We start from the raw sequence: 22,190 nt of genomic DNA on the forward strand, positions 1-22,190 counted from the left end.
AGTTACCTACGGTCTCGTTCCCCGGAAAAATCTTCATCCAAACTGACAGGGTCGAGGGCGTTGTGCAACTCATTGGTGATGCACCATCGAAAGGCTTTGCCCGCTCCTCTGTGAAGTTGATTGAGAGTGGACTCGGCATCATCTATCTCCATCCTTCTTTCTGCAGCGAAGTCGAAGTCAATCACGTAACCATCATGGGCAGACCCCTGCGCCTTTCCGATCCCATGCTGTAATAGCATCACTTCCCCAGAACTAGAGGCTGTTATGAACCTACCGCCAGTGAAGCGACGCGTTTGAGCATGAGGCATACAAATGCAATGAGGTGAAATCCTGCCAGAGTACTGGCATATCGTTCATAATCCCTGACCAGGCGCCGAAAGCGGGTCATCCAAGCGAACGACCGCTCGACCACCCAGCGACGCGGTAGCAAGACAAAACCCTTTTTGGCTTCCGGCAACTTGACCACAACCAGTTCGATACCGTTGGCTTCGGCGGCCGCGGCGGCGTTGGGACCATTGTAGCCCTGATCGGCGAACGCAACCTCGACGTTGTTGTCACTCACGGCCTGCACCGTCCGGGTCAGTCGGCCGACCTCAACCCGCTCGTCGACATCAGCCGCAGTGACGTGCAGTGCCAGCAGACTGCCCAGCGTATCGACCGCCAGATGCAGCTTCGAGCCCTTTTTGCGCTTGGCACCGTCATAGCCCGCACGCTGCCCGCTTTCCGGCGAGGACCGCAGGGTACGGCTGTCGAGAATGACGGCGCTTGGCTCTGCTGAGCGGCCCAAGGCGTGGCGGAGCACCGCCCGCAAATCGTCAACCAGCGCCTCGAAACAGCCCGCTGCCAACCACCGCTGCGCCTGCTGGTAGACCGCTGCCCAGGGCGGCAGGTCATTTGGCATCCAGCGCCATTGCGCGCCGGTCTTGATGATGTATCGCAGGCCGTTGAACACTTCCCGTAGCGGATGGGCCCGTTGTCCGGCATCCTCCGCCAGCAAGGTCAGGTACGGCGCAACCAAAACCCATTCTTCATCAGTTACATCAGACGGGTAGGGCTTGCGGACGGTGCTCATGCCTGCAAACTTGGTGATTACTCCGCCGCAGGTCCATAACAGGCTCTAGGCATGACGACGCGTACCGTTCTGCTCACGCCTTGTACGTGCCTCTCGATGCTCTCATTTGCAAGCTCGCCCAATATTTCGGTACGAAGCAAGCTAGACCACGCCTTGTTAGGTATCCCAATTTTCTCTCTGTCCAGAAAATCCTGATACCTCAAACCAACGCGTGATAGAAAGTTTGGCTGATAGATTGACGTAAGCGCTTCGTAAGCCAGCCGAACATGCGTTTGGAACTCCTCCCAAGTCCGATATGTTTTTGTGTCGATTGTGAGCGAGTCGCTGGCCAACCCAACTGTGGAACACCGATCCTCGGTCAGGAACACGTACCTTGAGGTTATCCCTGGTACAGCCAGCGATTGAAGTAGTTCCGGCGGAACGCCAAACGGCAACACCGGCGTCGACAGGCGTTCAAACAACGGAAAGACCGATCGTATTTTTTCCTGGAAAGCGGCCGGAAGTTCGGATTCAACCCTGAGTAGGGGTGGGAAACGAACCTGACAGACGACCTGGAGCAAGGGGGCCTTGCGGTAAAATACGCGAGGCGACGCAGGAAATAGGTCCTCTAGAGTCCCGCTCATGTTAAGGCCACGCTAGCCCTCCTCGCAGGCAAAATTACCTTCAGGTAACCTCGGACATGGTGGAGGGCACGGCAAAAACAAGTTCCGTCACCCTGACTCATTCCGTGTAACCACAAGTAACCTGATAGAATCTCTTTTATCATTTTATCTCCCAACCAACTGCACCGTCAAGCGCCACCTCACGCACCATCCAGTTCGTCTCTGATATCGCAGTACTTGGTTATCAATAAATTGATAACGAAGTTCTGTCAAGAACATATTAGGAACGCAACTGACGACCCGCCAAAACTGCCGCGGATCTGATCTAACCATTAACAACAATTTCAGGCTTCTGCTGCCGCATCATCAAAACCCACATTCGCTCCACCATCCGCGTGGATGTCGGCTGTCAAAAGGGTCTTCGTCGTGAACCGCCATCATATCGCCCACAATCTCACGAAGTGACGTTGGCTCCTTGGAAAGCCCGCAAAACGGTTAGGACCGACTTTGTCAGTTTCCCACGCTTCCTACCGAGGGACTAGAGTCCAGACCGCCGAGCTAGATTAAACTGTTCAGCGGTGGGAGTTTAGGTGCGCCAGACTGACGATCGGTGCATGGAGTTGATGATTGGCAGACTGCGCTTTGGCGACTATCTCCGCACGACATTTGAGAAGGATAGCGAGAACGAGATCGGTCACGAAGGCTTCGTTTGCGGGTTGCCCTTTATCTATCACGTCAACGGTTATCGGCGGTTTAAGCGTTCTTGGTGTTTGTGCCGCATAATATCGGTATCGACTTCGTCGTCCCCCTCTCTCCAGCATCCCGAGAAAAGTCGTGGTTCCAAGGGGCGTCGCCCCTTGGCGGGGCTTGGGCCAGCGCCCCAACCTTGCTTACCTCACCCACAGGAGCCGTCCGCCGTGTACATTCCCGCCCACCACAAGGAAGACCGCGTCGACGTTCTGCACGCCGCGATCCGTTCCGCTGGCCCCGCCACCCTGGTCTCGATGACAGCGGACGGCCTATTCGCCAGCCATGCGCCGCTGATGCTGGACCCGGACCCGGCGCCCTACGGCACCCTGATCGGGCATCTCGCCCGCGCCAATCCGCACGTCCGCATCGCCAACCCGAGCGTGCAGACGCTGGTGATCTTCCACGGGCCGGACGGCTACATCACCCCATCCTACTATGCGGCCAAGCAGGAACACGGAAAGGTCGTGCCGACCTGGAACTACGTCGCCATCCACGCCTACGGCACGCTGGAAGTCTTCGACGATCCGGCCCGTCTGCTGGAAGTGGTGACGCGGCTGACCGTCAATCATGAAGCACCACGCACCGAGCCGTGGGCCGTGTCCGACGCGCCCGGCGATTTCATCCAGGGCATGCTGCGCGGCATCGTCGGGATCGCGCTGCCGATCACTCGGCTGGAGGGCAAGGTGAAAATGAGCCAGAACCGTCCCGCCGCCGACCAGGCCGGTGTGGTCGACGGGCTGCGGCGCGACGGTCAGGACGATCTGGCGGACGCCGTGCTACAGGCCGTTGCGCCAGTGTCGTAATTCAGGTCTACGTCATACTCGACGGCAATAACCTGACCTGCTGGATCGACAGATTCCGCAAGCATCGCTGTGTCGTAGCCAATCTCCGCTCCGACATGAACGACAGGCCCGCACGCCTGCACGGCGATCGGGGTCAGTGGCCGGCCGCCGAGGCTGCCTTTGGCGCGATGACCTTGCGCATAAGCGGCACCAGCAATGTTGCGACGATGAAGGCCACCATGACGGCCCGGAAGGCGTCGGCGTAGGCCAAGGTCGACGCCTCGCGGTAAGCCAGGCCCCACAGGCGGTGGAGTGCCGCCTGGTCGGCGGCCGCGGGCCCGGCCGGAAGGACGGCGTACCGGTCCGCGATCGCGTGCAGCGTGCGGGTCATCGCACCGTTCGCAGGGGTAAGGTTGGCGGCGATCGTCTGGAAATGCGCGTTCGTCTGGTCGTTGATGATCGCGGCGCTCACGGCGATGCCGACGGCGCCGCCTAGGTTGCGCATCATGTTGAACAGGCCACTGGCATATTTCAGCCGCTCGGGGGGCAGGCTGCCAAGACCAAGATTGACGCTCGGCGCCACCGCGAAGACCTGCGGGAAGCCGCGCAGGAGTTGCGGGACCAGCAGCTCGGCACCGCTCCAGCTCGAGGTGATGAAGCTGAAGCGCCACATGGCGACACCGAAGCAGGCCAGGCCGAACATCATAAGCCAGCGCGGGTCGAAGCGGCGGGCCAGGAGGATGTAGCAAGGCGTCCCCACCAGGGTGGCAACCCCGGTCGAGAACACGGCGACGCCGGTCTGCCAGGCGCTGTAGCCCCTGACGTATCCCAGGAACAGCGGCGTGAGATAGATCGTCGTGAAGATGCCGATACCGGTGATGAAGGAGAGCAGGCAGCCGAGGGCGAAGTTGCGGTTGCTCAGCGCGCGCAGGTCGACCACGGGGTTCGCGACCATCAGGCTTCGCACCACGAACGCCCCGAGCGCGGCGCCGGCGACCCAGGCGGAGTCCCTGATCTTGGCGTCGCTGAACCAGTTCCAGCGCGTGCCTTCCTCAAGCACGTATTCAAGCGTGCCGAGGCCCAGCGCCATGAGCCCGATGCCGAGGTAGTCGGCCCCGCGCAGCAGCTTGATGTCGGGCTCGTCGATGCGGACCAGGAAGGGGATCGCGAGGGCGATCGCGGCGCCGGGGAGTAGGTTCACGTAGAACAGCCAGTGCCAGTCGAGGCTATCGGTGATGTAGCCGCCGATCACCGGGCCCAAGGTCGGCGCGATGGACGCGATGCCGCCGACAACGGCAGCCGAATAGACCCGGCGCGAGCCCTGGAAATAGTGGAAGGAAGAGGTGAACACGGTCGGGATCATCGAGGCGCCGAGCAGGCCCTGAAGGCCACGGAAGACGATCATGCTCTGGATGTTCCAGGCCAGGCCGCAGAGCATGCTGGCGACGGTGAACCCGGCGGCCGAGGCGGTGAACAGCCAGCGTGTCGAGAATACGCGGGTGAGCCAGCCGGACAGCGGGATCATGACGATCTCCGCGATCAGGTAGGCCGTCTGCACCCAACTGATCTCGTCCTGCGCGGCCGACAGCCCGCCACCGATGTCCTGCAGCGAGGAGGCGACGATCTGGATGTCGAGCAGCGCGATGAACATGCCGCAGCACATCACCGCGAAGGGCAGGATCGAGGGTGGACGGGTGGCGTCGCTCATGGCGCCGTCGTCCGCTCCGCCCGCGTATCGACGCGGACGGTTGTTGACAGGCCGGGACGCAGCAGGGCGAGTTCCTCATCGGCGCCGTCAAGAGCGATGCGGACCGGGACGCGTTGCACGATCTTGGTGAAGTTGCCCGTCGCGTTCTCGGGGGGAATGACGCTGAAGACGGCGCCGGTACCGGGCGAGACGCTGACGACATGGCCGCGGAAGTCGTGTCCGGGCAACACGTCCGCGACAAGGCTCGCGATACGGCCGGGGGCGATCCCGGCGAGCTGGTCCTCCTTGAAGTTCGCGTCGACCCAGAGGCCGTGGGCGGGGATGATGGAGAGCAGGTAGCCACCCTGGGCGACGTAGGCTCCGACCTGGGCCGCGCGGTTGCCGACGTAGCCGTCGATTGGCGAGCGGATCTCGGTGTAACCGAGGTTGAGTTGGGCGGTCTCCAGATCGGCGCGGGCCTGGGCGGCTTCGGCCTCCACTGTAGTGATCTGAGCCTGCAACACTGGCAGGCGCTGACGGGCGCCCTGCAGTGCAGCCGCGGCGGAGAGCACGGCCGCATGGGCCTGGACGTCGAGCGATGTGGTGCGCTGCTGGTCTTGCCGGGAGCCAGCCGCTGTCGTGGCAAGGCTGCGATACCGTTCGGCGTCCGCCCCGGTGTAGTTGGCCTGGGCGGTTCTTGCCATGAGGTTCGCCGCCTGCTCCTGGATCGTCGATTGCTGCAACATGAGCTGCGCCCGAAGGCTGTCGATCGTCGCATCGGCGGCAGCGACGACGGCCCGCGCGTGGGCGACGACGGCCCGGTAGTCCCTGGCGTCCAGCCGAACCAGGAGCTGGCCGGCCTGGACGAGCTGATGGTCGCTGACCGGAATGGACGCCACGAACCCTGGAACGTGAGGCGCGATGGACGTCAGGTTGCCGCCGACATAGGCGTCGTCGGTGCTCTCGATGAAGCGGCCGTCCGTCCACCATTGCAGGCCGAACCAGACACCAGCGGCCAGCATGGCCATGGCGCCTGCCAGCAGGCCAAGGCGCTTGAGCCCGAAACGACGGCGGGTCCTGGTCGGGGGAAGGCGAAGATCCCGTTCGAGGAGAGTGGGGGACACGGCGGCCTCCTTCGGCCGGGGCACGTTCGCCCGGCCGCTCGACAACGCGGAAATGCTCAGGCGGCCAGGGTGGAGCGGCCGGTGGCGGCTCGGTAGCGCCGGGCGACATCCCGATGCGACAGGTTCGGCGCCAGCGCGAGGCGGGCGGCGTCGTAGGCGGTCCACAGTGCCTCGTCGTGCAAGGATGGGATGGTGACGGTCTCGCCGTGGTCGAGGCCGAGCAGCGCGGCGTCAACCAGATCGTCCACCGCCATGACCTTGCCGGGCATGAGAGTGTCGGCGTCCTTGCCGGAGCGCTGCCAGATTTCGGTACGGGTGGCGCCGGGCAAGACAGCCTGCACGCGGACGCCGGTGGCACCAACGCGCCCGGCAAGATCGATCGAAAGGTTGAGCAGGTAAGCCTTGGAGCCACTGTAAACGCCGTCGAGCAGCTCCGGCGCCATGGCCAGAACCGAAGCGATGTTGACGATGGTGCCGGCTCCGCGCTCGACGAAGGCGACCCCGGCGGCGTGCGCCAGAAGCGTGGGCGCGGTGATGTTGACGGCGATCAGCCGCTGCAGCGCGTCCGGCCCGTTCTCCAGCAGGCTCCCGTTGAGGGAGACGCCGGCGTTGTTCACCAGCATTGTGATGGCGGGATCTGAAGTCAGACGGTCCTGCACGCGGGCGAGCTCGGTCGTGTCGGCCAAGTCGGCCGGGAGCACGTCGATGGTCCGGCCAGTCTGCTCGCGCAGAGCCGCGGCAAGAGCCTCGAGGCGGGCGACGTCACGGGCAACGAGAATAAGATCGTGGCCGCGCCGGGCCAGCCGGTCCGCGTAGACGGCGCCGATGCCGGACGAAGCGCCGGTGATGAGGGCCGTGCCTTGGGTGGGGTTGGTCATGGAAAGCTCCTGTGGGTGCGGCCTTTGATAGTCGCTTGCAAGATAATAGCAACTAGATTGCATAATGCAAGTGGCGACCCTAAGTTGGTGGCATGCAACGCAAGCGCTTCAACACGATGACCTGCCCGATCGCCCGCAGCCTGGAGCATGTGGGCGAGTGGTGGAGCATGCTGATCCTGCGTGACGCGTCTGCCGGGCTGACGCGGTTCGATGAGTTCGAACAGAGCCTGGGCATCGCACCAAATATGCTGAGCCGCCGGCTGTCCGCGCTGGTGCAGGCGGGGATGCTTGAGAAGCGGCGCTACAGCGAGCGGCCGCCGCGCGACGAGTATCTGCTGACCGAGCGAGGCCGAGACTTTCGTGGCGTATTGTTCGCGCTCATGGCTTTTGGCAACCGCCACTTCGCGCCGGAGGGAGCCAGTGTGATGCTGGTCGACGCGGCTTCAGGAGCGCCGGCCGAACCGGTGCTGGTTGACCGTCATTCCGGAAAACCGCTGGTGGAACCGGCGTTCAAGGTCGTGCCCGGACCCGCGGCCACCGGCCGGGTGCATCAGCGTCTCGCGAGGCGAGAGGCCGGCCGGGCAAGCTAGCTCTATCCAGTTCATCTTGATCGATCTGCACGTTCGGTCGCGGCTTTTCCGCAAGCCGGATCGGCCGCAAGGCATGGAGGAAGCGATTGGACGCCCCCTGCGGCGCGCTGGTTGTCGTACTCCAAACTTGCTCAGGCTGCCTTCGGCAACGCCGGCCAGTCGGCATAGCCCTCCCGGCCGCCGCCATACCAGGTGTCCTTCGGCGCCTCGGGCGCGAACGGGCCGCCCTGGCGGATGCGCGCGACCAGGTCCGGATTTGCCAAATACATCCGCCCGAAGCTGATCAGGTCGGCGTTGCCCTGCCGGATCGCCGCGGCGCCCGCCTGCACCGTATAGCCGTTGTTGGCCATGTAGGGACCGCGGAACCGCCGGCGCAGCGCCCGCAGGTCAATCCCCTGGGGAACGTCGCGCGGCCCAATCGTGGTGCCCTCGACCAGGTGCAGATACGCCAGGCCGAACTCGCTCAACGCCGAGACATAGGCGCCGTAGGTCGCCATCACGTCGCTGTCCAGTGCCGCGCCGCCGGGCTGCGGCGTGACCGGCGATATCCGGATGCCAACGCGTCCTGGCTCCCACGCCGAAACCACGGCCCGCACCACCTTTAGCGGAAACCGTAACCGGTTGGCGATCGATCCACCGTACTGGTCGGTGCGGGTGTTGGTGCTGTCGCGCACGAACTGTTCCAGCAGGTAGTTGTTCGCCGAGTGGATCTCGACGCCGTCAAACCCGGCCTTGCGCGATTGCAGCGTGGCGTGGCGGTAGTCCTCGACGACGGCGTCGATCTCGTCGGCGTCCAGCGCCCGCGGCGTTACGTAGTCCTTCATGCCCGCCGCTGTGAAGGCCTGGCCGCGCGGCCTGATGGCGGAGGCGGACACTGGCAGTGCCTTGTCCGGCTGAAGGTCCGGATGCGACAGTCGACCGGTATGCCAGAGCTGCAACAGCATCAGGCCGCCGGCGCGATGCACCGCGTCCGTAACGCTCCGCCAGGATGCCACCTGCGCGTCCGTCCAGATGCCGGGGGTATAGTCGTAGCCGCGCGCTTGCGCGGAGATGTTGGTCGCCTCCGAGATAACCAGACCAGCGGAGGCACGCTGGGCATAGTAGTCGGCCGCGAAGCTGGGCGGCACGCCTTCCGGGTTCGACCGGCTGCGGGTCAGCGGCGCCATCACCACGCGGTTGTCCAGCGCCAGGGCGCCGGCTTGAAACGGCTCGAGCAGAGGGGAAAAGTCGGCACTTGCCATGATCTCTCCGGGCGGCGGTTGGGCGGGACGGCGACTGGCCGGGTGCCATGGCCGCGTTCATCCGGTAATGACGCCTGTCATGCGCCGCGGTTCCCGTCGGCATGCCGAAGCTTGACCGGCTGCGATGCACCTGCCACGACAAGGGGGCACCGTCGATGGGTCACTTCCTTCGTTGCGCGATATGAAGTGCCGAGCTGATCCATCTATCGCGAGTCGGCACAAAGGCCGTCCGCCAATCTATGCAACCAGGGTGCCGCGGCATTCAGCGCGATCACTGTAGCCCGAGCGTCCGTCCCGGATAGCCGGCCGCGTCGAAGTATCGCGTCGCCCCCACCGCCTGGTACTTCACCACCGTCATGCGCCCCGCCGCATCCGGTGGCGAGCGCAGCGTCAGCGGACGGAAGCCGACCATCGCGCCGTTCGGCATGGCTTCGGTCAGCGCCCGGCCGAGCAGGGCGCCCTTGGCCTTGATCGTCAGGCCCAGCAGAGCGGCGATGGTTCGGCCGATGTCCGCGTTGCTCGCTGGCATCGGGTCGGCATAGGCCATCCGAAACCCTGGACCAATGGCTCCCATCACGTTCCTGGTGTCGGCTCGGCTGAAGCTGCCGTGTATGCCCTGGCCCTGCTGCAGGACGGTGTCCGCGACCTCCACCCCACAGGTGGTCGGGTCCGCGCAACCCAGCGAGAACGTGCGGAAGTTTACCGCGATGGCCGGCATCGGCGTCAACGCGGTGCCCTCCAGCGCCACCGCCGCCAGCGGCAGGGTGCCAGGGATGGCGCCGAACCGCTGATCGACGAACAGCCCGCTGGTGTAGTCTTGCGCCGCCAGGATGTGCACGATGCGTGCTGCAAGCGCCGGATCGGGCACCGGCAGATAGATCAGGTCGGAGCCGCCGTTGGCCGCCACCACCACCTGGGGATGCGCCGGATCGTCGCCGATCAGGCCATTGGCCCGTACGGAATGGCTGGCCGGCGCCAATGGGACCGCCTTCGCCTCGCGCTTCGCGTCCGGATCGAACAGCTTCATTGCCAGCCCCTGCGCCAGGTCGATCGCCACGAAGCCTGGCGGCAGCAGCGCCGGCGGCACGTCCTTGTAGGTCTGGGTGGCGGCGAAGCTGGTGGCGCTTTCCTTCGAGATCGTCGAGCCCCCATGGTCCGACGCCAGGATCACGTCGGTCGTCGCATCCAGCCCCAGCGCCTTCAGCGCGGTCAGCAGCCGGGCCAGATCATCGTCGGCGTTGCCGATCGCCGCCAAGGACGTCGGCCCGTTGATCCCCGGGATCAGGCGCAGCAGCGAGTCGCCCTGGTTGTGCTGCGTCCCACCCGGATCGCGCGACCAGAACACCATGACGAACGGCTTGTGCCGGTCCTTGAACACTGGCAGCACCGCCTTGGTCGCGATGTCGGCGAACCAGGCCTGCTGCCCGACATTGGCGACCAGCGTGCCGGGGGTCCTGAAATCGCCGGCCTTGGCATTGTCCCCCCGCGCCGGCGCCTGCGCCGCCAGACCGGCTTGCTTCAGCGCGACCAGCATCTCGGCCGACATGGGAATGCCGCCGGTTCGGCCGGTCATGTCGTCCGCGATCACCGTCTGCTTGCCGCTTCGCTCGGTGTGATCGAACATCAGGCTTGGCCCCGGCTTGCCGATCGAGGCGGTGGAAATACCGGCCTCCGCCGCCGCGCGCAGGATGGTTGCCTCATTCAGGTGGTTGCCGGCGAAGTGCGCGTCGAGATCGCCCAGCACCGGGCCGCTTGCCAGGAGCGGCGTCGGGCTGTCGCCCGCGTTCGGCACCGGGAAGCCGGCATGGATGGTGTTGCCGAAGGCGCCGGTGTCGCCCGGCATGTGCCCTGTCGCCATGGCCGCGGCGTTCGGCATGGTGGACGTCGGGAACACCGAATGGCTGTTGGCGAAGCGCACCCCCTGCTTCAGCAGCGTCGCCATGGTGGGGGCGTTCTGTTCGGTGACCATGCCGGCGCGCAGCCCGTCGGCGACGAACAGCAGGACGTTGTGGGGCTCCGTCGCGCTCGCGGGCGCCAGCAGGCACGGCGCGACGAACAGGAACGCGATCAGGCGCCGCATGCAGGGTTCTCCAGGTGCGGGATCGTTTTCCGGTCAGGTTGCTCCATCTTCAACCCGCCATGGTGCGGCTCGTTCCGTACCATCTTCGCATCGAGGCTGGGGGCGGGCGGCCAGGACACGCTGCCTCGCGCGCTCGGTCGCTTGACCATGACAAATTGGTGCAACGTGGACTGGTGCGGCGTGATGGCAAACCGCTCCTGTCCTTGGGGCGCCACGCGATGCGACCCCACAGTGATGTCTCGGGAACGTGTATCGAAATAACCTTGACAAGCCTTGTAGGTGATGACGTTAGCGTAATCTGGGTGAATGCCTTTGGACATTTTCTGAGGATATCGGTCGTGACAATGATCTCTCGTGCGATTTTCCTGGCCGCCTCGCTGTTCGCGGTTTCCACACCGGGCGTCTTGGCACAAAGTACGCAGAACAATACCGCCGGCACTGGCGGTCTGGTTGCCAAGCCGACGTATTCTTCCGGCGCCGTCAACGCTCATGATCCGGCGTTGTCGCAAAAGCCTATCAGCCAGACGACCAACGTTCCGCCGGACAAGAACCCACGTGTTCGCGGCGCGACCGGACGCACCGTCGTCCTGGGCAGCAAGAGCAGCGTCTCCAAGGACAGACCTACTACGCTTGGGGCGAAGACCGGCCCGGCCAGTGGCTCGAAAGGCGACAACAGCGAGTAAGCACGGGGTGGCTTGCTTGCTCGGTGAGGGGTTGTGCCTGCGATCAGTGGAAGCTCTTGTTGGGCCGTGCTTGGGTTGATCCGGAAGTTGTCGTTCGTGGCTGCCTCGTCACGCCGTCCGGTAGCGCGCGACCTGCGTCCCGCCCGACGCTTCCGGCGCCAGGGTCTCCAGCCGCAGGGTGCCCTCGGCCAGCATGTGGTTGACGTGCGCCAGCACCTCGCCGAACGCGAAGCCGGTCTGATGCGCGTCCATCACCCTGGGAAAGACGTGCGGCAGGATCTGCGCGACGGTCAGCGCGGCATCCCGGCAGGCGGCCTCGATTTCGGCGCAGCGCGCGGCGTGGTGGGCGATCAGCGCGTCGATCCGCGCGTGCAGCCCGTGGAACGGCAGACCGTGGCCGGGCAACACCAGCACGTCCGCCGCGACCGCCGCCCGGATATCCCGCAGCGACCGCAGATAAAGCCCCAGCGCGTTGAGGTCCGGTTCCATCGGATGCACGCTGACATTGGGGGAGATGCGCGCGATCACCTGGTCGGCGGCGAGGAACAGCTTCTCCGCCGGCCGGTACAGCATGGCCTGCTCCAGCGAGTGGCCGCCGCCGGTCAGCACCTGGAAGTCGCGGTCGCCAACGGTCAGCGTGTCGCCATGCTTGATGCGGTGATACGACACCGGCACGCCGGTGGTGCGGCGCAGGTACTCATGGCCGCGGCTGAGGATGATCTCGGTCGCCTCGGCGGACAGGCCGTGGCGCTGGTAGAACGGCCGGAACGTTGCCTCCCCCATGTCGGCCGGGGCGTATTGCAGCAGCAGGCTGTGCAGGTATTCCGGACGCGGCATCGCCATGTCCAGGCCGAACCGCTCGGTCAGCCAGCCGGCCAGACCGACATGGTCGGGGTGGTAGTGCGTCACGATCAGGGAGGCCAGGCCCTGTCCCTTCAGCGGGCCGTCCAGCGCCGCCTGCCACGCGTGCTTGCAGTCGTCGGTGCCGAGGCCGCTGTCGACCGCGGTCCAGCCGGTGCCGTTGCGGATCAGATAGATGTTCACGTGGTCCAGCCGGTACGGCAGCGGCAGCCGCAGCCATCGAATATCCGGGGCGACCTCGGTCAAGGTGCCGAAGGCGGGCGGCTGGTCGAACGGGAACGTCAAGCCGGACGAGGGATCATGCTGCATCGCACCTAGCTAGCAGCCCCGCACCCTGGCGCCAAACCATAACGCCGTCCTATAATCGGCGAAACCACGATCAGGAGAAACGCATCATGGCAGCCACACCCAAACTCACGCACCGCGCCTTGGGCAGGAACGGTCTTTCCGTCTCGGCCATCGGCCTGGGCTGCATGTCGCTGTCCGGTGCCTATGGCGCGGCGGACGACGCGGTGTCGGCGGACCTGATCCGCCATGCGATCGACACCGGCGTGGACCATTTCGATTCGTCCGACATGTACGGCTGGGGCCACAACGAGCAGGTGCTGGGTCAGGCGCTGAAGGGCCGGCGGGACCAGGTGGTGCTGGCGACGAAGTTCGGCCAGATCCAGCGCCCCGGCCTGCCAAATGGCGTCAACGGCCGGCCCGAGTACGTGATCGAGGCCTGCGAGGCCAGCCTCAAGCGTCTGGATGTCGAGGTCATCGACCTGTATTATCAGCACCGCGTCGATTCCGACGTGCCGGTGGAGGACACCGTCGGCGCCATGGCCAGGCTGGTGGCGCAGGGCAAGGTGCGGTTCCTCGGCCTGTCCGAGGCGGCGCCCGAGCGTATCAGGCGCGCCCACGCGGTGCATCCGATCGCCGCGGTGCAGACCGAATACTCGCTGCTGTATCGCCAGGAGGCCGAGGCGACGCGGCGGACCACGGTTGAACTCGGCATTGGTTTTGTCGCCTATGCGCCGCTGGGGCGGGGTTTCCTGACCGGCGCCATCCAGAGCTTCGCCGATGTCGACGGCCGGCGGGCGGCGCAACCGCGGTTCCAGGAGCAGAACTTCGCCACCAACCGCGCGCTGGTGGCGCGGATCGAGGACCTGGCCGAGGAAAAAGGCTGCACGCCGTCGCAGATCACGCTGGCCTGGCTGCTCGCCCAGGGGCCGGATGTCGTGGCGATTCCCGGAACCCGCTACGCCGCGCGGCTGGATGAGGATGTCGCCGCGCTGCGGGTGGACCTGTCCCCGGAGGAGGTGGCGCGGATCGGCGCCGCCGTGCCGGCGGATGCCGTCGCCGGGACACGGTATCCGGCCGGCGGGATGGCCGGCGTGTTCATCTAAACCGCGACTAGTCAGGAAACTGCGGTCCGCTCTCTCAGACCATAAGGGGCCGAGTAGTGACCGCAACTGGGTGGCCGGCCCGCGTCCGCCATGACGTGGAAGCGTCAAGACCGTCTCCCGAGCGTCATGTCGGCGCCTATGGGCGGCAGGTCCGCCATGACCGGTTTGAGCGGCCGTGCCTGACTGGCAGCGGCTATGTTCGCAAACCCATGGGTCACAAGCCAGCCATCCGATCGGCAAGGCGGGAACCAGACCGTTTCGCTTCGCGTTGCCGGCTTGTCACGTTCAACCAGGCCGGGAGATCAGGCGTGCCCCAACCCAGAAGGCGAGAGCTTCTCGCCAGCACGGCAATCAGCCTGCTTGCCGCGCCGAATGTCTCACTCGGCGCCGTGGTGAAGGGGGCACTGCCGTGGACTGCCGGACAGGCCGACCCGCCGGCGCAGGTGACCCCCGGGCCGTGGCAGTTCTTTACCCCGGATGAAGCGGCGGCGGTGGAGGCAGCGGTCGACCGGCTAATCCCGCCCGATCCCGAAACGCCGGGCGGCAAGGATAGCGGGTGCGCCGTCTTCATCGACCGGCAGCTCGCCGGGCCATATGGGCGCTTTGAAAGCCATTACATGAAAGGGCCATTCCGGACAGGCACCAAGGAGCAGGGTGACCAGTCTCCGCTCACGCCCACGCGGTATTACCGCATGGCCCTGGCGGCGCTGGACACGCACTGCCGAACGGATTTTGCTGGCGTGGTTTTCGCAAAGCTGACGGATGATCAGAAGGACACCGTCCTCAAGGGGCTGGAAGATGGGTCGCTGACGTTGCAGGGTGTCGACGGCAAGCAGTTCTTCTCCATGCTGCTAATCGATACGCAGCAAGGTTTCTTCGCCGATCCGATCTATGGCGGCAACAAGGACATGGCGGCGTGGAAGATGATCGGTTATCCCGGCGCCCGCTACGACTACCGCGACTGGGTGCATCGCCATAACGAGCGTTACCCGCTGCCGCCGATCGGCATCGGCGACCATCCGAACTGGAAGCTGTAGGCACCGCTTCCTCCACTCAAGTGAGATTGCATGACGCAGAAGCTGCCCGCCAAGGATGTCGTCATCATCGGGCTGGGATGGACCGGCTCGATCCTGGCCAACGAACTGACCGATGCCGGTCTCGATGTCGTCGCCATCGAGCGCGGCCCGTGGCGGGACACTGCGGCGGACTTCCCGCCTGCCTACGCGCCGGATGAGCTGCGCTACCGGCTACGGCATGAGCTGTTCCTGCAGCCCGCCCAGGCGACGCTGACGTTTCGCAACAAGCTGGATCAGGCGGCGCTGCCGGTGCGCAACTGGGGCGCCTTCATGCTGGGCAACGGCGCCGGTGGCGCCGGCGTGCACTGGAACGCCGAGACCTGGCGCTTCCTGCCGACCGACTTTGTTCTGCGCTCGCATCTGACGCGGCGCTACGGTGCCGGCTTCCTGCCGGCGGACATGACGATCCAGGACTGGGGCATCAGCTATGACCAGTTGGAACCCTATTACGACCGGTTCGAGTACCTGTGCGGCACCTCGGGCACCGCCGGCAACCTGAAAGGCGCCATCCAGCCAGGCGGTAACCCGTTCGAGGGTCCCCGGTCACGCCCGTACCCGACGCCGGCGCAGCCGCAACCGTTCAGCCACACCCTGTTCGCCAAGGCCGCCAGCGACATGGGGTACAAGCCGTTTCCGCAGCCGTCGGGCAACCTGTCCGAAGCCTATACAAACCCGCTCGGTGTCAGGATCGGCCAATGCACCTACTGCAACTATTGCGAATGGTTCGGTTGCGGAAACTATTCGAAGGCCAGCCCGCAGACGACGATCCTGCCGACCCTGATGCGCAAGACAAGCTTCGAGGCGCGCACCTTGTGCGAGGTGGTCAGCATCAACCGCGACCGCGGCGGCAAGCGTGCCACCGGCGTGACCTATGTCGACAGTTCCGGCCAGTCCTTCGAACAACCGGCGGAGATCGTCATCCTGTGCGCCTTCCAGTTGTGGAACGTGCAGTTGTTGCTGCTGTCCGGTATCGGCACGCCGTATGATCCAAGGACCGGCCAAGGCCAGATCGGCCGCAACTTCACCCACCAGACCGTCTCGAACGCCATCGCGTTTTTCGATCATACGAAATTCAACTTCAACCCGTTCATCGCCTCGGGCTCGATCGGCATGTGTATAGACGAGTTCAACGGCGACAACTTTGACCACGGACCGCTCGGCTTTGTCGGCGGCGGATACATGGGCCAGGTCCAGAGCAATGGCCGGCCGATCGAGACGACGCCGGTGCCGCCTGGCACGCCGGCCTGGGGCGCGCGGTGGAAGCAGGCCGTCAAGGACAACTATCTTAGCACCGTGTTCGCCGGATCAGGCGTGCATGGCTCGATGTACAGTTACAAAACCAACTATCTTGATCTGGACCCGACCTACAAGGATCGCTTTGGCCGCCCGCTGCTGCGGATGACGATGGACTTCCACGAGAACGAGCTGAAAATGAGCGCCTACCTGACCGACCGCTACGCCGAGATCCTGCGAAGGATGGGCGCCCGCCAGGTCGTCAAGCATCCGCGCACCGGACCGTATGATGTCACGAAGTACCAGACCTCGCATCTGTGCGGCGGGGCGATCATGGGAACGAACCCAGGCAACAGCGCGCTGAACACCTATCTGCAAAGCTGGGACGTGCCGAACCTTTTCGTGCAGGGCGCCACCGCGTTCCCGCAGAACGCCGGCTACAACCCCACCGACACGGTCGCCGCGCTGGCGTTCCGCTCAGCCGAGGCGATCCGCACGCAATACCTCAAAAACCCTGGCCCGCTGGTCCATGCGTAGCTCGGCCAAGCTGGCCGGCGCGGCGCTGCTGGCCACCGCGTGCGGCTGTTCGGCATCGCCCCCCGCCGGACATGCCGCCACCGACCGGCAGAATTTCGCAACCATCGAGCGGGGACGCTACATGGCGGTCGTCGCCGATTGCGCGGCGTGCCACACGATGCCAGGCAGCGGCCAGCAATGGGCCGGCGGGCGGCCGATCGAAACGCCGTTCGGCAAGCTGCTGGCGCCCAACATCACGCCCGACCGTGAAACCGGCATCGGTGCCTGGAGCGACGACGCCTTCGTCGGCTCGCTGCTGAACGGAACCGGCCGCGGCGGCGAGCATCTGTATCCGGCGATGCCCTATCCCTATTTCACCCGCATGACGCGGGATGACGCGCTGGCGATCCGCGCCTACCTGAATACCGTGCCGGCGGTCAGCAACCGGGTCGTCTCCAACCAGTTGCCGTTTCCGCTCGATATTCGGGCCAGCCTGATTGCCTGGAATGCGCTGTTCTTCAAGCCGGGCCGCTTCCAGCCGCGCCAGGACAAGTCGGCGGAGTGGAACCGCGGCGCCTATCTGGTCGAGGGACCGGATCACTGCGGCGCATGCCATACGCCAAAGAACCTGCTGGGCGCCGACAAGTCCAGCGAGGCCCTGCAGGGCTATTCACTGCAAGGCTGGTTCGCGCCGGCTCTTACCAATGACGCCTACCGCGGCCTGGGCGGCTGGAGCATTGATCAGATCGTCGCCTACCTGAAGACAGGTCACAACGACACCGCCGCGGCAGCGGGACCGATGGCGGAGGAGGTGGCGCTGTCGAGCTCGCAGATGACCGACGCCGACCTGCGCGCCACCGCCACCTACCTGAAGGACCAGCCTGACAGTGGTCCGGCCAAGCCGGCACCGGTGGCCGCCAGCGATCCGGCGATGAAGGTCGGCAGCGCGATCTATACCGATGAATGCGCCGCCTGCCATGCACCGACTGGCAGCGGCATCGCCGGCCTGTTTCCCACGCTGGCCGGTTCACCCTCGGTCCAGTCGCGGGAGCCGACCTCGTTGCTGCATGTCCTGCTGGTCGGCGCCCGCAGCGTAGGAACACAGGGGGCACCAACCGCCGCCGCCATGCCGCCGTTCCGATGGCTGCTCAAGGACGACGAGGTCGCGGCGGTGGCGACCTACGTCCGTAACGCCTGGGGCAACGCAGCACCGGCGGTCAGCACCGGCGATGTCAGCCAGGCGCGCAGGACGCTGGCGCGGGCGAGCAACTGAAGCGGCTTCCGATCGGCTCGTTCCATCCTTAACCCAGCCGCCACTGCACCAGCGAAAACGGCGGATGCGCAGCCTCGTGATGCTCGAATACCGCCGCCACCGCGCCGCCGATCGGCACCTGCTGTCGCGGATCGCCCAGCAGGTTCCCCACCATGCGCACGCCGCCGGCGTCCGGCAGTTCCACCAGCACGGCAATATACGGCCCGTGCCCGTTCAGCGCCGGGTGCACCGGATGCCAGATGCGCTGATAGCTGTAGATGACGCCGCGTCCGGCAACCTCCCGCCAGTCTAGGTCGAAGCTGTTGCAGCGATGGCAGATCCACTCCGGGCCCCACTGCCAGTGGCCGCAGCCACGGCAGAACTGGATCAGCAGCTTTTCACGTCGCGTGCCCTCCCAGTACGGCGCGGACAGTTCATCGGCGCCGGGCGATGGGGCGGGCAGGCCTTCGGGCAGGTAGGACATCAGAGCGTTGCCTCCGAACCCAGGATCAGGGAACTGACGGGCGTGACCATCGGTCCGCCGATGACGATGACCGCGTCGTTGCGCGGCGCCTGGTTGACCGAGACGCCGCGGATCTGCCGCACCGCCTCATTCACCAGTTCCAGCCCGTGCATGTAGCACTCGGCCAGGTTGCCGCCGCTGGTGTTCAGCGGCAGCTTGCCGGTGGGCGCGATCAGGTTCTCCAGCCGCAGCAGGTCGTTGGCTTCCTCCGGCGCGCAGAAGCCGTGCTCGACCAGGCTCATGAGCACGCCGCCGGTGAAGTTCTCGTAGCACTGCACCACGCCGATGTCCTTCGGCCCAAGCGCCGCCATGGCATACAGGTTCGGCGCGACGGTGGCGAAGTGGGAGCTGGGGTAGTTCGGCCCGTTATGCACCGGCGCGGCGCAGCGATGGTCCGACCCGCCGGCGACGCCCAGCAGGTAGCTGGGCTTGTGCGGCAGGTCCGCCGAACGGTCTGCTGCCATCACGATCACCGCGGCGGCGCCGTCATTCTCCAGGCAGCAGTCGAACAGATGGAACGGTTCGACAATCCAGCGCGACGCGTCGTATTTCGCCTCGGTCAGCGGACGGCCGTGCATCACCGCGCGGGGATTGTTCTGCGCATGGTGATAGGACGCGAGCGAGATCGCCCGCAGTGCCTCCTGCTTCACCCCATGATCGTGCATGAAGCGGACGACTTTCATGACGAACTTCTGGGCCGGCGACATCACGCCATACGGAATGGTGAAGGCGTCGTCGCCGGAGGCCAGCGGCGCTCCGGTGCCGCGGCCGAAGCGGGCGAACTGGCCCTGGGCGAGGGCGCGGAATGCCACCACGCAGTTCGCCATCCCGGTCGCCACGGCCGCCGCCGCGTTGCCCACCGCCGCCGCGACGCCACCACCGCCGCCGCCCCACTGCATGTTGGAAAAACGCAGTTCCTTGGAGCCAAGCGCGGCGGCGAGGCGGGACGGATCGTTGCGGTCGTTGGAGTAGGAGGCAAAGCCGTCGATGTCCTTCGGATCGATGCCGGCATCCCGCGCCGCCGCCAGGATCGCCTGCAACGCCAGCTTGAACTCGGAGTCCGGCGATTGGCCGTGCTTGTAGTAGGTCGTCTCGCCGATACCGGCGATCACGATCTTGCCGCGCAGGGTTCGTTCAGTCATGTCGTTCATCTCCCGGCCGGCAGTCTGCGCCGGAGCGTCGGGCAATACCAGCCGACCGGACGGCCGGCCCGTCCCGGCACCCGCCATCGTCGCTCCGGCGGACAGGATTGGCTTGCTATCGCCATCCGGCTCGTTCGGAATTGGCGCGATAAGCCGGGTCCGCGGCTCGCCTGGGTCTGGATCACGCACAGGGGATGCTCGTCGTTGGCCTTGCCGTGGGCAGTACGGCGGCGAAAGCGGGCATCCGCAATGGCGATGTGATCCTGAAGATCAGCGGCGCCGCTGCCCAGGAACTATCAGCCTGATCCACGGCGGCCGCGGGCCAGACAGTTCCGGTGGAGATCCCGCGGCACGGCAACCATCAGGTCTTGCAACTTCGAATGGATGAGCCTAGCCGCGCAGCCCCAGCCGGACCGAGGCGATGCGGGCGCCGTCCGCCATCGCCCGCAGCTTGGCCCACACCACGTCCTCCGCCACCCGGCCTCGGCCGGCGGACGTGTCGAAGCCGCAATCGGTGCCGGCGAGGACCCGGGTGGGATCGCCGACCACCTGGGCCACCCGTTCCAGCCGATCGGCCACCACCTCGGAGTGCTCGACAAAGTTGGTGAGCGGATCGATCACGCCGGCGACGACCACCTGGCCGTCGTCCAGCGGCAGGTCCTTCAGGCAGCGGTACTCATGCGCGTGCCGCGGGTTGGCGAACGGCAGCACCCAGCCGCCGACCTTGGCCCTGCCGATGGTCGGCAGGATGTCGTGCAGGTCCACGTCGCAGTCGTGCGGCGCCTCGTAATTGCCCCAGCATGCATGGATGCGCACCCGATCGGCCGGCACGTTGACCAGCGCGTCGTTGATGGTCGCCACCACGCGTTCGGCAAAGTCGATGAAATCGCCCAATGGACGATCCTGGAAGGAGACATGGCGTTCCAGCGCCAGGTCCGGCGCGTCGATCTGCAGCAGGAGACCGGCCTGGTGGATGGCCTCATACTCGACTCGCAGCGCCTGCCCAAGGGCATGCAGATAGGCGTCCTCGGTATCGTAATGCGCGTTCAGCAAGGCGGCGGCGATGATGCCGGGGGAGGGCGCGGTCATGAACGGTTCGGCGAAGCCGCCATCGACCTCGGACAAGGCTGCACGGAACTCGTCGCACTCCGCCTTGATCAGCGCCGGGTCCAGATAGGCCACCGGGCCGATCGCCTTCGGCAGCGCGCCGCGGTTGCTGACCGATCGGCGCACGCCCTCCTGTTCGGCGGCCCAGGCGCCGAAGCCGGGGTAGCGGACGACGTCCGCCATCGGCCGGCGGTTCCAGCTTCCGCCAAAGCCGCTCATGCGGCGGCGCACGTACAGGAAGAACGCCTCGCGCTGCTGCTCGCCGTTGTTGCCGATGTCGATCCCGGCGGCGATCTGCCGGCGGACGACGTGGCGCGTGGCGGCCTTGCCCGCGGCGTCGATCGCGGCTTCGTCCACCGCCTCGCCGGCCACGCGGGCGGCATACAATTCCGTCAGCGCCGCCGGTCGGGGCAGGCTGCCGGTATGGGTCGTCAGGATGCGGCCGGGATCGGTCAGCATGCTGCCTCCAGTGCGCCTTCGAGGAAGGCGGTGTAGCCGAACAGCCCGACCGCGCCGCCGGTGTGCAGGAAGACGATCGTCTGGTCCTTGGCGATGCTGCCCTTGCGGATCAGGTCGATCAGCCCGGCCATTGCCTTCCCCGAGTAGACCGGATCGAGCAGAATGCCCTCCTGCTGTGCCAGCATCTGCACCGCTTCGCCCATGCCCTTGGTCGGAACGCCGTAGCCGTCACCAACATAGTCGCAGTTGGCGACTACCACGTCGCGCCCGATCCCGCCTTGCATCCCGACAAGGTCGGCGGTGGCGCAGGCCAGGCGGTGAACATTCTCCTCCTGCTTGTCGCGCGGCAGGCGCACGCCGATGCCCAGCACGGGCACCTGGGCGTTCATTCCCTCCAGCCCGACGACCAGGCCGGCATGGGTTCCGGCGCTGCCGGTCGCGGTGACGATCAGGTCGATCCGCAGCCCCATCTCATCGGCCTGCTGCATCAGTTCCTGCGCGCAGGAGACGTATCCCAACGCGCCCACCGGGTTCGAGCCGCCGCCGGGGATGACGTAGACCGCCGCGCCGCCCGATCGCAGTTCGGCGCCCTTGGCCTCGGCGGCGGCGTTCATGTCGGTGCCGCCGGGACGGTACTCGATCCGGCAGTCGAATAGCTTGTCCAGCAGCACGTTGCCGCTGCCCAGGTAGTCGCGGTCATTGGTGTCGATGCGATGCTCCAGCAACGCGGTGCAGGTCATGCCGAAGCGGCGCGCCACCGCGGCGGTCTGCCGCACATGGTTCGACTGCACCGCGCCCTGGGTGACGATATGCGTCGCCCCCTGTGCCTTTGCCTCGCCGATCAGCCATTCCAGCTTGCGCACCTTGTTGCCGCCGGTCGCCACCACGGTGCAGTCGTCCCGCTTGATCCAGATCGTCGGCCCGCCCAGCGCACGGGACAGGTTGTCCAGCCGCTCCAGCGGCGTCGGCGCCGGGAACAGCCGGACGCGGGGAAAGCGGGCGAGGTGCATGGGACGAAGCCTCCAAAGAATTTTTTCGCGCCGTACCGGGCGGCGCGTAATGTCCAACATCCAGACGCGTCCGACAATGTGTGCCAGGTTCGGGGCGCCAGGTTCGAGGTGTTCCGGGCCTGGCTGGACCG

Annotated in this window: 20 protein-coding genes; 7 read left to right on the forward strand and 13 right to left on the reverse strand. The window is 65.9% G+C overall.

Annotated features, from left to right (window positions below; genetic code table 11):
* Positions 1-2: 2 nt before the first annotated feature.
* Genes ACQY4S_RS27110 through ACQY4S_RS27120 form a run of 3 tightly spaced genes read right to left on the reverse strand, consistent with a single transcriptional unit; the run spans position 3 to position 1,695 of the window.
* Positions 3-308, reverse strand: coding sequence for a TIGR04255 family protein (locus ACQY4S_RS27110; protein WP_428488289.1), 306 nt, complete (start codon positions 306-308; stop codon positions 3-5).
* Positions 263-1,072: an IS5 family transposase gene (locus ACQY4S_RS27115; RefSeq protein WP_428483489.1), complete on the reverse strand. Its 810-nt coding sequence runs from the start codon at positions 1,070-1,072 to the stop codon at positions 263-265. The genes ACQY4S_RS27110 and ACQY4S_RS27115 overlap by 46 nt, the downstream gene beginning before the upstream one ends.
* 17 nt (positions 1,073-1,089) lie before the next feature.
* A complete protein-coding gene (locus ACQY4S_RS27120) occupies positions 1,090-1,695 on the reverse strand; it encodes a TIGR04255 family protein (protein ID WP_428488290.1) in 606 nt (201 codons plus the stop codon).
* An 896-nt stretch (positions 1,696-2,591) separates the two neighbouring features.
* Here ACQY4S_RS27120 and ACQY4S_RS27125 point away from each other — a divergent pair.
* Positions 2,592-3,227 carry an FMN-binding negative transcriptional regulator gene (locus ACQY4S_RS27125; protein WP_428488291.1) on the forward strand — a complete coding sequence of 212 codons (636 nt, stop codon included), beginning with the start codon at positions 2,592-2,594 and terminating at the stop codon, positions 3,225-3,227.
* Positions 3,228-3,360: 133 nt separating this feature from the next.
* Here ACQY4S_RS27125 and ACQY4S_RS27130 read toward each other — a convergent pair whose 3' ends face one another.
* Genes ACQY4S_RS27130 through ACQY4S_RS27140 form a run of 3 tightly spaced genes read right to left on the reverse strand, consistent with a single transcriptional unit; the run spans position 3,361 to position 6,895 of the window.
* Entirely contained in the window at positions 3,361-4,914 is a 1,554-nt protein-coding gene (locus ACQY4S_RS27130; protein WP_428488292.1) for a DHA2 family efflux MFS transporter permease subunit, read from the reverse strand.
* Complete coding sequence (locus tag ACQY4S_RS27135) at positions 4,911-6,017, reverse strand: HlyD family secretion protein (RefSeq protein WP_428488293.1); 1,107 nt, start codon at positions 6,015-6,017, stop codon at positions 4,911-4,913. The genes ACQY4S_RS27130 and ACQY4S_RS27135 overlap by 4 nt, the downstream gene beginning before the upstream one ends.
* Positions 6,018-6,073: 56 nt before the next feature.
* The gene (locus ACQY4S_RS27140; RefSeq protein ID WP_428488294.1) at positions 6,074-6,895 is read right to left on the reverse strand and encodes an SDR family NAD(P)-dependent oxidoreductase; all 822 of its coding nucleotides are present in this window, start codon (positions 6,893-6,895) and stop codon (positions 6,074-6,076) included.
* Between the two features lie 92 nt (positions 6,896-6,987).
* On the opposite strand from ACQY4S_RS27140, the gene ACQY4S_RS27145 reads away from it, so the two are divergent.
* On the forward strand, positions 6,988-7,485 hold the full coding sequence (locus tag ACQY4S_RS27145; RefSeq protein ID WP_428488295.1) for a winged helix-turn-helix transcriptional regulator: 498 nt from the start codon (positions 6,988-6,990) through the stop codon (positions 7,483-7,485).
* Positions 7,486-7,616: 131 nt separating this feature from the next.
* On the opposite strand, the gene ACQY4S_RS27150 is transcribed toward ACQY4S_RS27145, so the two are convergent.
* Both ACQY4S_RS27150 and ACQY4S_RS27155 read right to left on the reverse strand, forming a co-directional pair.
* Complete coding sequence (locus ACQY4S_RS27150) at positions 7,617-8,726, reverse strand: alkene reductase (RefSeq protein WP_428488296.1); 1,110 nt, start codon at positions 8,724-8,726, stop codon at positions 7,617-7,619.
* 271 nt (positions 8,727-8,997) lie between these two features.
* A complete protein-coding gene (locus tag ACQY4S_RS27155; protein ID WP_428488297.1) occupies positions 8,998-10,806 on the reverse strand; it encodes an alkaline phosphatase family protein in 1,809 nt (602 codons plus the stop codon).
* 338 nt (positions 10,807-11,144) lie between these two features.
* On the opposite strand from ACQY4S_RS27155, the gene ACQY4S_RS27160 reads away from it, so the two are divergent.
* Positions 11,145-11,489 carry a hypothetical protein gene (locus ACQY4S_RS27160; RefSeq protein WP_428488298.1) on the forward strand — a complete coding sequence of 115 codons (345 nt, stop codon included), beginning with the start codon at positions 11,145-11,147 and terminating at the stop codon, positions 11,487-11,489.
* A 108-nt stretch (positions 11,490-11,597) separates the two neighbouring features.
* On the opposite strand, the gene ACQY4S_RS27165 is transcribed toward ACQY4S_RS27160, so the two are convergent.
* On the reverse strand, positions 11,598-12,659 hold the full coding sequence (locus ACQY4S_RS27165; RefSeq protein WP_428488299.1) for an MBL fold metallo-hydrolase: 1,062 nt from the start codon (positions 12,657-12,659) through the stop codon (positions 11,598-11,600).
* A gap of 86 nt (positions 12,660-12,745) precedes the next feature.
* On the opposite strand from ACQY4S_RS27165, the gene ACQY4S_RS27170 reads away from it, so the two are divergent.
* From ACQY4S_RS27170 to ACQY4S_RS27185, 4 genes are all read left to right on the forward strand, one after another.
* The gene (locus tag ACQY4S_RS27170; RefSeq protein ID WP_428488300.1) at positions 12,746-13,741 is read left to right on the forward strand and encodes an aldo/keto reductase; all 996 of its coding nucleotides are present in this window, start codon (positions 12,746-12,748) and stop codon (positions 13,739-13,741) included.
* A 308-nt stretch (positions 13,742-14,049) separates the two neighbouring features.
* Positions 14,050-14,778: a gluconate 2-dehydrogenase subunit 3 family protein gene (locus ACQY4S_RS27175; protein ID WP_428488301.1), complete on the forward strand. Its 729-nt coding sequence runs from the start codon at positions 14,050-14,052 to the stop codon at positions 14,776-14,778.
* 30 nt (positions 14,779-14,808) lie between these two features.
* The gene (locus ACQY4S_RS27180) at positions 14,809-16,587 is read left to right on the forward strand and encodes a GMC family oxidoreductase (protein WP_428488302.1); all 1,779 of its coding nucleotides are present in this window, start codon (positions 14,809-14,811) and stop codon (positions 16,585-16,587) included.
* The gene (locus tag ACQY4S_RS27185) at positions 16,580-17,839 is read left to right on the forward strand and encodes a c-type cytochrome (RefSeq protein ID WP_428488303.1); all 1,260 of its coding nucleotides are present in this window, start codon (positions 16,580-16,582) and stop codon (positions 17,837-17,839) included. The genes ACQY4S_RS27180 and ACQY4S_RS27185 overlap by 8 nt, the downstream gene beginning before the upstream one ends.
* A gap of 28 nt (positions 17,840-17,867) precedes the next feature.
* Here the strand turns inward: ACQY4S_RS27185 and ACQY4S_RS27190 are convergent, their stop codons facing one another.
* From ACQY4S_RS27190 to ACQY4S_RS27205, 4 genes are all read right to left on the reverse strand, one after another.
* Positions 17,868-18,302 carry a Zn-ribbon domain-containing OB-fold protein gene (locus ACQY4S_RS27190; RefSeq protein WP_428488304.1) on the reverse strand — a complete coding sequence of 145 codons (435 nt, stop codon included), beginning with the start codon at positions 18,300-18,302 and terminating at the stop codon, positions 17,868-17,870.
* Entirely contained in the window at positions 18,302-19,672 is a 1,371-nt protein-coding gene (locus tag ACQY4S_RS27195; protein WP_428488305.1) for a thiolase C-terminal domain-containing protein, read from the reverse strand. Before ACQY4S_RS27195 ends, ACQY4S_RS27190 begins: the two co-directional genes overlap by 1 nt.
* Positions 19,673-19,873: 201 nt before the next feature.
* Positions 19,874-21,049, reverse strand: a complete 1,176-nt coding sequence (locus ACQY4S_RS27200) for a cobalamin-independent methionine synthase II family protein (RefSeq protein WP_428488306.1) — start codon at positions 21,047-21,049, stop codon at positions 19,874-19,876.
* Positions 21,043-22,059 (reverse strand): D-cysteine desulfhydrase, encoded by a 1,017-nt coding sequence (locus ACQY4S_RS27205; RefSeq protein WP_428488307.1) that lies wholly within the window; start codon positions 22,057-22,059, stop codon positions 21,043-21,045. The genes ACQY4S_RS27200 and ACQY4S_RS27205 overlap by 7 nt, the downstream gene beginning before the upstream one ends.
* Positions 22,060-22,190: the final 131 nt, after the last annotated feature.

Origin of the sequence: Rhodopila sp., assembly GCF_965276935.1 — a bacterium.
Taxonomy (GTDB): domain Bacteria; phylum Pseudomonadota; class Alphaproteobacteria; order Acetobacterales; family Acetobacteraceae; genus Rhodopila.